This window comes from Rhodovulum tesquicola (assembly GCF_024128855.1).
GTDB lineage: Bacteria > Pseudomonadota > Alphaproteobacteria > Rhodobacterales > Rhodobacteraceae > Rhodovulum > Rhodovulum tesquicola.
Map to the genome: position 1 here is coordinate 36459 of NZ_JAMYDV010000020.1, position 10510 is coordinate 46968.

General features: G+C 66.4%; 11 protein-coding genes. 3 read left to right on the forward strand and 8 right to left on the reverse strand.

All coding sequences use genetic code 11. From position 1 onward, the window contains the following. Positions 1-237 precede the first annotated feature (237 nt). The 4 genes from NHN26_RS17610 to NHN26_RS14230 form a co-directional block, all read right to left on the reverse strand. A complete protein-coding gene (locus tag NHN26_RS17610) occupies positions 238-1371 on the reverse strand; it encodes a tyrosine-type recombinase/integrase (protein WP_253090067.1) in 1134 nt (377 codons plus the stop codon). Between the two features lie 40 nt (positions 1372-1411). After that, positions 1412-1732, reverse strand: a complete 321-nt coding sequence (locus tag NHN26_RS14220) for a hypothetical protein (RefSeq protein WP_253090068.1) — start codon at positions 1730-1732, stop codon at positions 1412-1414. Positions 1733-1927: 195 nt separating this feature from the next. Beyond that, complete coding sequence (locus NHN26_RS14225; RefSeq protein WP_253090069.1) at positions 1928-2365, reverse strand: hypothetical protein; 438 nt, start codon at positions 2363-2365, stop codon at positions 1928-1930. Positions 2366-2446: 81 nt separating this feature from the next. Beyond that, positions 2447-2845 carry a hypothetical protein gene (locus tag NHN26_RS14230; RefSeq protein ID WP_253090070.1) on the reverse strand — a complete coding sequence of 133 codons (399 nt, stop codon included), beginning with the start codon at positions 2843-2845 and terminating at the stop codon, positions 2447-2449. 701 nt (positions 2846-3546) lie between these two features. Here NHN26_RS14230 and NHN26_RS14235 point away from each other — a divergent pair. Continuing rightward, positions 3547-3777: a hypothetical protein gene (locus tag NHN26_RS14235; RefSeq protein ID WP_253090071.1), complete on the forward strand. Its 231-nt coding sequence runs from the start codon at positions 3547-3549 to the stop codon at positions 3775-3777. A 120-nt stretch (positions 3778-3897) separates the two neighbouring features. Further along, positions 3898-4263 carry a hypothetical protein gene (locus NHN26_RS14240; protein ID WP_253090072.1) on the forward strand — a complete coding sequence of 122 codons (366 nt, stop codon included), beginning with the start codon at positions 3898-3900 and terminating at the stop codon, positions 4261-4263. Between the two features lie 192 nt (positions 4264-4455). Here the strand turns inward: NHN26_RS14240 and NHN26_RS14245 are convergent, their stop codons facing one another. The 4 genes from NHN26_RS14245 to NHN26_RS14260 form a co-directional block, all read right to left on the reverse strand. Next, on the reverse strand, positions 4456-6138 hold the full coding sequence (locus NHN26_RS14245) for a site-specific integrase (protein WP_253090073.1): 1683 nt from the start codon (positions 6136-6138) through the stop codon (positions 4456-4458). Then, positions 6131-7957 carry a site-specific integrase gene (locus NHN26_RS14250; RefSeq protein WP_253090074.1) on the reverse strand — a complete coding sequence of 609 codons (1827 nt, stop codon included), beginning with the start codon at positions 7955-7957 and terminating at the stop codon, positions 6131-6133. Before NHN26_RS14250 ends, NHN26_RS14245 begins: the two co-directional genes overlap by 8 nt. 187 nt (positions 7958-8144) lie before the next feature. After that, a complete protein-coding gene (locus tag NHN26_RS14255; RefSeq protein ID WP_253090075.1) occupies positions 8145-8597 on the reverse strand; it encodes a helix-turn-helix transcriptional regulator in 453 nt (150 codons plus the stop codon). A 136-nt stretch (positions 8598-8733) separates the two neighbouring features. Further along, a complete protein-coding gene (locus tag NHN26_RS14260; RefSeq protein WP_253090076.1) occupies positions 8734-9621 on the reverse strand; it encodes a hypothetical protein in 888 nt (295 codons plus the stop codon). 515 nt (positions 9622-10136) lie between these two features. Between NHN26_RS14260 and NHN26_RS14265 the strand changes: the two genes are divergently transcribed. Then, entirely contained in the window at positions 10137-10388 is a 252-nt protein-coding gene (locus tag NHN26_RS14265) for a helix-turn-helix domain-containing protein (protein WP_253090077.1), read from the forward strand. Positions 10389-10510: the final 122 nt, after the last annotated feature.

The following is a 10510-nucleotide window of genomic DNA, read 5'->3' on the forward strand; positions in this document are numbered from 1 at the left end:
ATACTTAGGGCAAAACGGCGACAGCCTCGCGGCTTGGTTTGCCAACCCGGTTTGCCAACCGGGCCCGATCCGCGTCTCATTTCGGGATGGACCGGGCCGCCCCCTTCTCCCCTCTAGACACGGAAAACCGGGCGCAGGGCATGGCCCTGGCCCGGTTTTGAACGCGCGGATTGTAAGCCTGATGGGAGCGAGATCGCGACCCGAGGAGCATCGACCTCACCGGCTGGAGGCGCATACTCAGCCTCGACTTCCCGAGGCTCCTTTCGCTCTCTCGTTCTCCTGTCGCTGCCTCTCCTTGGCCGCCGTCAGCTTGGCCAACACCTCATCCGAGACCTCGGGAACGAGCGCGGCATAGCGCTCGATGATGTTGGCGGCATGCCGGATCCCCCATCCCATGGTCACGGCGATCTCGTTCAGGGTGCAGCCCGCCCGCAGGAGCGCGGTCGCGGCGGTCCCGCGCATGTCGTTCAGGCGCAATTCATCCCGGATGTGGATTTTCGTCCTGTCTGCCTTCGCCGCCTCGTTCGCCCGCTTTTTCAGCTCGCGAACGATCGCCGACGCCCGCAAAGATGTGAGCCGTTTTCCGGTCAGGGAGGTGATCAGATACTCCTGGTCTTCCGGCGTGGTGTCGATGACGCTCGCCATTGCCGGTGTGACAGGGATGCTCACGGGCTTCCCGCTCTTAGTTCGCCTGAAGTAAATGCGGCGCCCCAACGGCGTGCTCTGCACATGGCTGCGGGTCAGAATGCCGATATCCTGCGGCGTCAACCCGCCCTCGGACGCCGCGATCACCACCCTTTTCTCCGCCTCGGTGGCGACTTCCAGCAGGGCATTCACCTCGCGCGGCAGCCAGATGATCTCGGCCCGGTTCGCCCGATAGGTCTTCTTGACCCCAGAATGATGGTGCATGTCGATGTACCGGGTCTGTTTCGCCCAGTTCAGCAAGAGCGTCACCACCGCGCCTGCGTAATCATATCTTTTCGGCGAATGGGACCATTTGTTCTTCCAGGTCACGATCTCCGCAATCGAATCGGGCTCTTCGAACATCTTGATCGGGTCTTCGCCAAATTCGGCTTCGAACGAATTCAGGAAGCTGTCATAGTCGCGGCGAGTGCGTTCCGCCAACTGGACATATTCAGCCGATTGCTTGAATTTCACGATGATGGCGCCGGTCGACACGAGGTTCGGCACGTAACACGGCTTGCTGCGAGCGCCGCGCTTGTTCTGGGCTCGCTCTTTCGCCTCGATATACGCCGCCAGGTATTCGTCGCTTCCCAAGCCAAAGTCCTGGCCGGAATGCCAGAATTGCGGCCCCCCACGGCGAACGTAATGATACTCACGTACCGTGCCATCGGCGAGGGTCTTCACCACGATCTGGACCCCTTTCGGCACATTGCTCCGTCGGCTCGTACTACGTTTTCGTGGCACGGCGCATCCTCCTCAACTCGGTAAGGTTGTTTTCGATAGGCTTCGAGGATGTCGGCTCCGACGGGACGATCCCCTGGAGCGCGTTCAATCGCTCGCGCACCAGATGCGCGTCAAAGAGATGGGGGCGTCCGGGAACAGGCTCGATCCCGGTCTGTCTGACCCAGCGACGAAACTTGGAGTCCGGACCATCGGGAAAGCGCATGACACCGGCCAGTTCCTCCGCCGTGAGGAACACGAGCGAGGCTGCCGTCGCGGCGTTCCGCACGTGATGTCCGGCAAAGGGATGAGAGTCGTATCCGTCCATGGTGGTCGCCACGTGGGGTTCGGTTTTCTTGATGAGGGGGAGATCGGTCCATGCCTGCTCTGCCGGTCGCGAGAACGCGCACGGATTGCCTTCATGGTTAACCGATCGGCGTCATGACTGGCGGTAACGCGCAAGGGGCATGCGTCGGGGCAGAATGAGGCTCCTGCCCCGAGCGGGTCTTTTCGCTACCGGCCCTCAGGTCCGGCCGAGGAGGAGCCGTTCAGCCTCGAGCCGGTCGAGCACGTCCCGGCGGAGGGCCAGGACCGTCTCGAGCCGGTCGACCAGCCCCGCGAGCGCGCGGCCGTGGTCCGAGTACTCCACCACCTCCTGGACGATCCCGACGGCATCGCCCTCGGGGTCCTGAAACCCCATGAACTCACGGTGCCGGCCGAGTTCCTCGGCATCGCGCAGCGCGCGCAGCCGGGTCAGCGCCGCCTCGAAGCCGCCCTCGTGGAGCCGGTCGAACACCTTGTCGTCGCGCAGCGGGGACAGGCATCGCTGGAGGTACGCCACCTCCTGCGAGTCGGCGCCCGGCTGCATGTCGCGGGCGAGGAGCGCGACCTCCCGCCCGAGGCGGAGCCCCCGCGCCGCCAGGTCTTCCAGGCTTTCGGATTGGCGATCGTGTTTCTGCATGTTTCCCTCTCCGGGTTCGCGGGGGCAGCCCCATGCCGCCCCCCGTCACTCCCGGCCCCCGGCCTGGGGGCCGGAGGGAAATCACGCGGCCGCCGCGGCGGCTGGCGAGGGCGGCCCGGCGATCTCGCCGAGAAGGGTCCCGAGGCGATCCGTGAGCCGGCAGAGATCCTCGACCCGCGGATCGGCGGGGTGAATCTCCGCGAAACGCGCGGCCTCGACGCTGTCGAGATCGTCGACATGGTCGAGGGCGAGCAGCCCGTGCAGCGCCACGAGGTCCCGTTCGAGCCCGCGCGTGAGGCGGTCCGCGCCGGACATGGCCTCGAGAAGCCCCAGCGCCCGGCTTTCCCAGCGCGCGCCCCCGAGGAGCGCCGCCGCCGTGACGAGCGCCTCGCCATGTTCGTTGCAGAAGTGGCGCGCCGCTGCCAGGCGCGGGTCGCAGGTGACCGGTGTGCCGGTCTTGAAATTATCCTTGACGTACATGGGTTTCCTCCATGCGGTGCTGCCGCCCCATGCGGCAGCGTCACAGGACCCGGCGCTGACCTCCTTTCGGTCCGGGGGATGGCGGGCGAAGCGCGTCGTTGGCAGCAGAAAGGTTGGTATCGGGATGCTTCGACCCGGGTTTCGGTTTCGCGCGGCTGGGGGGTCCGGCGCGGTCTCGCCCCGAGGACCGCGCCGGAACCACGGGCCGCGCCCCATGGACCAGTTCGTCCTTGGCCGGCTCGGCAAGCGGCGGTCTTCCTGCGGCGCCCGCGCTCCCGGCGGTCAGGGCGCGGGGAAGGCATCGGAGGTCAAAAAAAAGTGCGTATCGGTCACGCGGGCCTCGTGGCTCCAGGTCCAGCGGAAGGCATGGTACCTGTAGCGCTCCGTGGCCATGAGGCGCTCAAAGGCCCGCTGCATCCCGGCCCCAAGAGGCCATCGACCCGGCCCGTGTGATAGCCTGTTCCCTTCAGCGATTGCTGGACCATCCGGTGGGCACCATCCGAACGCGCAACACAGGCGCGACGGGCATCCTCCAAGGTGACAGGACGCCTCCCATCCGCGTCCTTCAGGCGAAATGTCCCAGTGTTTCGGCTGTCGAGAGAGGCTCGCCCCGCCCGATCGGCCGATTACTCCACATTCGCGTTTTGGCTCGGCTCGACACGATACCAATTCCTCCAGGCACCAACAGAAGGAGAACTCACATGCCCATGCATTCAAGCGACCTGCATATCGACACCTTCGGAAACGGCGTCCGCCTCCGCTTCGGTGAGAGGGCCTACCACAAGATGCTGAAGTCTCCGTTTGCCGACCAGGTCATCCGGGAGAACCGGCGGACCTGGCTGCTTGCCCCGATCGTTGATCGCGATCCGAACCTTGTGGCGGACCAGATCGCGGATTGGGCGAATGCCGCGGGCCTCAACACGTCCCGCTGACAGGTAACGTGCGGCGGGATCCGGGCGGGCATGCCCCCCCAGGTCCCGCCAGGTCGCTTGGCGAGAGAAGCGCCATTCGCGCCCGGCAACCCCTCTTGTACAAAAAGAAGGAAGATGAGAATGAAGATAGAAAAGAATACCGCAGGCTACTGTGCGGCACCGCCCGGGATCGGCTACATCATCCACCACGCCCCGTTGGTCGGGGACATCAGCGCCGGCTCAGTCTGGCTCTTTACCTGCGACCCGTCCAATCCGGACGGCGAGGACACGCTCCAGCTTCTGGACCTCTCCGAAGCTCAGGCGATGACTTTCCGGAGCGACGAAGACTACGACCTTTTCGTTGAAGAACGCTCCATCTGTTGTTCCTTCGACTGGTCACAGACCGGTGCCACGACGCCGCACCGCCTGTTCGAGCGTGCCGGCGCCATGTTTGAAACCGTTCGGGACCTCTTTGAAGAAATGACTTCGCGCGCCGATGTGACCTGAGGCCCGGACCGACTGGTACTACATCGCGCCGGGCGCGGATTGCAGGGAGGGCGTAGCCCGACCGGAGATCCGGGCCCGGCGCGCCGCTCTCATCCTGATTGTCGCGCCGCACGCGCGTGCAGGGCGTCGTGTCGGGATCGGTTGGGCAGGACCTCGACAGCCTCTGGTATCGATGGAATAAGCGGCGGTCGATCAGAACTCCCCCTCGAATTCCGCGAACAGCCCCTCGACCAGCTCCTGTCCCCGGGCCATCTGCGCCGCGGCGACGGCCTTGCCCTGGTAGAACAGCCGGCTCTCCGGGTCGATCTGGGCGCAGAGGGCGAGGGCTGCGTCCACGCCCGCGGGGCCGAGCTTGCCGAGTTCCGTGTGGATCCGGGTGCGCGCGATATGCGCCCCGGTGCCGAGGTGTTTCCGCCAGACCGTGCTGGGGTAGCCCTTCGACAACGCCGCGCCATCGGACTTGCGAAAAAGGGGGGCCCGGCGCTCCTGCGCTCTTTCGCGCATCTCGGGCAGATACGCCGGGTCGACCCCCTGGAGCACCAGCGCGTCGAGGAACCGTGTGAGGCGCGGATGAAGGCGGCCGCGCAGCGGAACCCCTTCCTTGTTTGTCGTGATATCGATCCAGTACTGGCCGTCTTCGAAGACAACATGCTCCCCCCAGCGCAGGGTGCCGTCCTCCAACCGCAGCGGGAGAAGGGTCCAGAGCGCGAGCACGGCGGCCTCGTTCCGCAACCGGAAGAGGCTGGCCCGGTCGCCCGGACCATGGCTTGCCTCGAGGAGGCCAAGGGCCAGCGACCAGGTTTCCTGCAGGTCCGGTATCGCGGCGAGCCGGGCCTCCTTGAGCGGCACCACGCCCCGCTTGGCCCGGCGCAGGGTCTTCTCGTGGGTCTTCAGGGCCTCGAGAATATAGGCCTCCTCGCCAATGCGGTGGCCGAACTGCCGAAGCCGCATCGTGGCGGTGTGCAGTGTCGCCGGGCGGCGCCCCCGGGCGCGGAGCCGATCCTCGTGAAGCCGGATGCCGGTCAGGCTGAGCGCGATCGGCAGGCCGTTATCGGTCATTGTGCGGGCATAGGCCCGGAGGGTCTCTTCCATGCTCGTGACCACGCTCTTCGCCAGAGCCTCGTGGCCATCGAGCGCCCCGCCCGCGCGCAGGGCGGCAAGCGTCCGCTGCCAGCCCAGGGGCAGGTCGGAGAGCGGCAGGCTCAGGTCCGCGGGCCGCGGTTTCGCCGGCTTCCGGCGCTCCTTTTCCGGCGTCTTGAGTTGAATGGCCTCGCGCAGGGTCAGGACGACCGCGGGGTTTCCCGGCAGCAGGCGCGCCAAGGCGGCTTCGAGCGCGCGCAGGCGGCGGGACGACGTGGTGTCGGCGGAGAACGCCAGGAAATCCCGGGGCGTCGGGATCTCCACCCCATTCTGGACGGCGAAGACGAGGAACCGGTCGAGAACCCGGAGGTCCTCCAGCGCCACGTCCGACATGCCGGGCAGGTCCCGGTACGGCGCGAAGTGCGCGCCGGACAGTATTTCCTCCCGGCTGCGCCGATCGCAGCGCCGCGACCGCGGTTTCTGCATCCGGATCGCCTCCTGCACCACGGCGCGGATCTGTGCGTCGGCGGGCAGGAATTTCCCGAACGCGAGGCGCAGGTCGGCGAGCGCCCGGGCCGATCCGATCTCCTCTGCAAGAGCGAGGAGGTCGTCGATGCACGGCGTCTCGAGGGACCGGGCCTCGGCCCAGGCGAGGAACCGGTCGAGCATGCGGAGCTCGCGGACGGGGATGTCCGCGACCCCCTGCAGGTCACGATAGGGGGCGAAGCGCGGCCCGGCGAGAATGTCCGCCGGGCTGCGGGTGTCATAGGATCGTCTGGCGGTCGTCTCAGTCATCGATCAGCCCGATCATCAGGTCCTGGCCGCGCTCCATCGCCTTCAGCGCATCGATGAATCCGTAGAAGCGCAGCAAGGCGTCGACCGTGTGCCCGGTGCGTCTGGCGATCACGAGAACCTCCTCGGGATGCTTGTTGAGCAGCAGCGACGCCTGGCCGTGCCGGAACTGGTGCGGATTCATCGGCAAGCCGACGATCGACCGGGTCGCGTTCTGGAACTCCGCGCGGAACCATCTGTCCGAGACCGGCGCGCCGGGCGTCCGCGGCGACGGGAACAGGTAGAGGTTGTCCTTCGCCCCCGGGATCAGCGGCCGGATCTCGCGGACGAACCACAATATGGTGTCGTGGCCGCGATACTTGTTCGGCCGGATCGTAAACTGGATGTCCTCTTCCTTGGCCTTGGTGTGCGCGGCCGGGATGAAGACCCGGATCGGCGTCTTCCTGCCCTTCTCCGGCACCGTGACCCAGGCACCGGGGCCATAAAGCGTTGCGTTGAGAACATTGGAGACCCTCAAGGGGGCCCCGGCGATCTCGATCGCGGCGAAGACCGCGCACATGCCGAGGATGCAGACACGCGACCGTTCGCGTCTCGTGAGCGCCCGTCCCTCGACCTTGGCCCGGTCGAGAATGGCCTCGGCGGCGCGGCGCAGGGCCAGGTAGGAGCCGAGGAATGTCAGCCGCAGGTCGCGCCGGGCGATGAGCCGCTCGCAGAACGCCCGGTTCCCCGGCGTCATCGTCCTGTCGTCCTTCGCCCCCGCCTTGAGATCCAGGTTGGCTTTCAGCGCCTGCTCCAGCGTCACCGGCTCTTGACCGGCCACCCGGAGGACCTGGCAAATGGTCTTGAGGTACTTCCGGACGGTGCGCCGCGTGAGCCCCCCTTCGGTCGTCGGCAGGCCGACTCGTGCAAGCAGGGCGCGGGCCACGTCCGCGGCGCGGGTCTCGTCGAGGCAGGCCGGCAGGCAGCTGTTCGCCCCGGCGTCGAGCGCGCCGATCGAGACGGCGCAGCGCAGATAGGTGCGGAACGCCGCGCGCGCGACATGCGCATGCTTTTCGTGCCGGGTCGTGTTCTCCTGCGTGATCGGGTCCCAATCGGTCTCGGTAGCAGCAATGATCCAGGGCTCGAATTCCGCGGCAACGGCCGCCGGGATTTCCAGCGGCGCATCGTGGTGCTCGGGCGCAAACCCGATGGGCTGGGGCGGCAACAGCGGCAAGGCCTCCGGGACTTTCCGATACGCGTCCATGCGGCGTGCAGCGGTCCGGTGGCTGCTCCGCCGGTTGCCGTGGTAGAGGGACTCGAGTTCGATCATGAACGTGCGATCGACCTGCCAGGGCTGCCGATCATGCGCCCGGCAGGTCTGGGCAAAACTCTTGAGAGCGATGAGCTTCTGCGGCGCGATCACCCACCGCGTCGGATGATCCTTGGTATACGGTTCGAGCACCGCCAGCAGGTCCGACCATCCATCCTCGACATCGCGCAGCGCCTGTTTGGTGGCCGCGATCCCGAGGAAATTCTCAAGGCTTGTCCGGGTCCGGTTCCGCCATGTGAGATATGCGGCCTCGGTCCGGTTCCAGTCCGGGTCGAACCCGTCGAGCGGATAGAGGCGGTCGAATTGGTCAAGATCGACCGGGCAGGTCTCGACCGGTCGGTTCAGCTTCCGGGCGAGCGTGCGGATGGCGGCACGGTAGCTGTCGGCGGTTGATTTGGAAATCTCGCCGGCGATCTCCCGGCGGTCGATATCGGCAAGCACGTCTGTCAGCACCGGTCCTGCCGGCGGAACCGGAATGGCCGTGCCTGATTTCGGCATCGTGAGGTTCAGCATGGGCGTGTCTCCCCTGTCGTGTCCGCGATTGCGTGGTCAAATCGCGGAGATGACAGGGACACGCCCGGTGTTTCCGCCCGTGAAATGCACCGGGTGATCCTGTCAGGATCGCCTTGTCCGTATCGGCGTGTCCTGCTCGCGTTTTCCATATCAAAGGTCCTGTTCTGCTCGTGGTTTCGGCGGTGGGTCATTTCGGGGAGGCGGGTTTCAGGGCACCGAAGGCCGGGCGGGCCGAGGTCTTGCGACGGGGAAAATTCGGCCTGTCGCGGAGGCCTTCCCAGGCGTGGATCTCGGCCGGAATCCACCGCGTCAGGCGCGGACCGAGTTGCAGGGGCGCGGGCATGTCGGCCCGCCCCTCCCGCCGCCAGCGATGGACCGTTTCCCGATCCACACCGAGCAAGGCCGCGATATCCGCCGTCGTCATCAGCGGCGTCTTGAGATCCGCGAACTGCTCTGGGGACAGGTCAGGGTTCAGCCCCATCGCGCGCACGACAACGGGCCAGGGCACCGTGGTCCCTCTGACATTCACGCCGAGAGATTTCAGCAGATTGCGGACGGGCCGAACGTCGTTGCGCCCAGCCTTTCGGCCGAGCTTGAAATACGTCCTCAGGTCCTCGAGCGTCGCCCGGTCGATGTCCATTCCGCACCTCCGGAGGAGGAGAAAGGGAAAACCGGGGCGATCTCAAAATCCGGGTGCGGGATCTTTCACGGGTAAGGCGGCCACAGGTCGGGGCGCGGCGGGAAAGGCCGAAGATCCCGGGTCAAGAACTGCCGGATCATGACGCCGTCAGACGCGCGCGCCAGGCCGCGACCGGCTCGACGGCATCCGGCAGGTTCGTCAACGCGACATCGCGGACCGTGGTCGCGTCGATGACAAGGGCCCGGGTCGTCTGACCCCGACCCCGCGGGCGCTTGAACAGCTGCGGTCTTTGCCATGTCGAGTGCATATGCTCGGCGCGGATGATGACGGTATCGATTCCGGGCAGCACGTATTGCCAGTGCAGCAGCACCACGAACCGCATGTTCTCGCGCGCCGCGATCTTCTGGAGGCTGCCGACGAACGGCTTGCGCAGACGCGCCCAGCTCGGGACACCGCCCGCCCGCAACTCTGCGCAGAGATCGGGAACGGCGAAGGCGCATTGCGGTCGGCGCATGCGCCGGACCAGTCCGACCTCGGTATGGAGGCGGAGCGCGAGAGCGGTTCTCAGGTCGGCAAGCCTGCGAATGTCGAAAAGGCCGTATTCATCATCCCGGAACAGCCAGGCCTCGGCAATATCGCTGAACTTCCAGCGCACGACCCGGCACCGGTGCTCGAAGCTCAGGACGTCGAACAACCAGGTCTGCCGGAGGATCTCGGCTCCGCGCGTGAGCGACCGGTTGTCGTTCGCGGCGGCCGTTCCAAGCAAGGTCTTGATCGCGACGCAGGCCCGGGCATGGCCGCCGGCGGGGAGCTCGAAATTATTGCGATACCAGTTCCGCACCTCGCGGCAGGTCGCATGGATGAGCGCGTGCAAGAGCCGGAGCGCGTCAAGATCGAGCTCTAGGTCGACGACATACTCGTGAAACCCGCGCGGGATGCGGTACATGAAGTCGGATTGGATGTCGGTCGGCACGGACGTGACAGCGGCGTCGACGGAGGCGTGGGGATCATCATACGGGGCCATGGGGTCCTCATTCCGGATCGGTTCCGTCAGAAGGTGAGACCGATCCCTCGCCGGCGGAAACGGACCGCGCCGTGTCAGCCCGGACACCGGCGGGGCCGCCCCGGCGGCGCCTCGTCCGTGGCCGGATGACGGTGGCCTCCCGCCGCCCCCAGGCGCCGCCACCCCGTATCAGGGACGCGACGGCGCGCGGAACAGCCTGATCGTCCGAGGGTTTCCGGGTCTCGAAAACCCGGAAAACCGGAAAAGAGAGAACCCCCTGAAAAGGCCAGGCTTCGCCTCGGGATCGATGAGGGGACCGGGATGAGGGGGCCTCCCCGCCCGCCGGTTCCTGATCGAGGACAGCACGGAGTCGAGGCGTTTCGCGGCAACCAGGGCCTTATCCGGCCCCCGGGTCACCTCGCGTTTTTCGCCGGGCACGAAGCGACCAACATTACCCTTGGGACCCTCCTCTCCGTCCCATTATCGCAAACCCGCTTTCGCAAACCCATTGCGGAACCCGAAGAAGGACAGTGACCATGACCGACAAGCCCCGCGAAGGCCGCCCGCCGAAATACACCGAAGCCCAGGTCTCGCGCGCGATCGAGATCGTCGAAGCCGCCGGGGACGAGCCGGACGGCAACACCGTCAAGGCCGTCCTGTGCCAGGAATTCGGGGTATCCAGGGGCATCAACGCGCAGAGCCTCGCCGAGGAGGTCAAGCGCCAGCTCGCCGAGCGGGTGCGCGAGGAGCGCGAGGCTCTTGTCGCGTCGCTGTCGCCTGCCGCGTAAGCGCAGCCTGACCACCCTTCGGCTTGCCGCGTGACTATTCAGCGAAGTTCCAGGGCATAAGCTCGGCGATATCGCTCTGCATGTGCTGGTCGAGGATCTTGCGGAGGGTTGCCGCGATATAG

Coding starts and splice junctions, on each gene's coding strand:
- NHN26_RS14220 (WP_253090068.1), bottom strand. CDS start 1,732: ATGGACGGATACGACTCTCATCCCTTTGCCGGACATCACGTGCGGAAC.
- NHN26_RS14225 (WP_253090069.1), bottom strand. CDS start 2,365: ATGCAGAAACACGATCGCCAATCCGAAAGCCTGGAAGACCTGGCGGCG.
- NHN26_RS14230 (WP_253090070.1), bottom strand. CDS start 2,845: ATGTACGTCAAGGATAATTTCAAGACCGGCACACCGGTCACCTGCGAC.
- NHN26_RS14235 (WP_253090071.1), top strand. CDS start 3,547: ATGCCCATGCATTCAAGCGACCTGCATATCGACACCTTCGGAAACGGC.
- NHN26_RS14240 (WP_253090072.1), top strand. CDS start 3,898: ATGAAGATAGAAAAGAATACCGCAGGCTACTGTGCGGCACCGCCCGGG.
- NHN26_RS14245 (WP_253090073.1), bottom strand. CDS start 6,138: ATGACTGAGACGACCGCCAGACGATCCTATGACACCCGCAGCCCGGCG.
- NHN26_RS14250 (WP_253090074.1), bottom strand. CDS start 7,957: ATGCTGAACCTCACGATGCCGAAATCAGGCACGGCCATTCCGGTTCCG.
- NHN26_RS14255 (WP_253090075.1), bottom strand. CDS start 8,597: ATGGACATCGACCGGGCGACGCTCGAGGACCTGAGGACGTATTTCAAG.
- NHN26_RS14260 (WP_253090076.1), bottom strand. CDS start 9,621: ATGGCCCCGTATGATGATCCCCACGCCTCCGTCGACGCCGCTGTCACG.
- NHN26_RS14265 (WP_253090077.1), top strand. CDS start 10,137: ATGACCGACAAGCCCCGCGAAGGCCGCCCGCCGAAATACACCGAAGCC.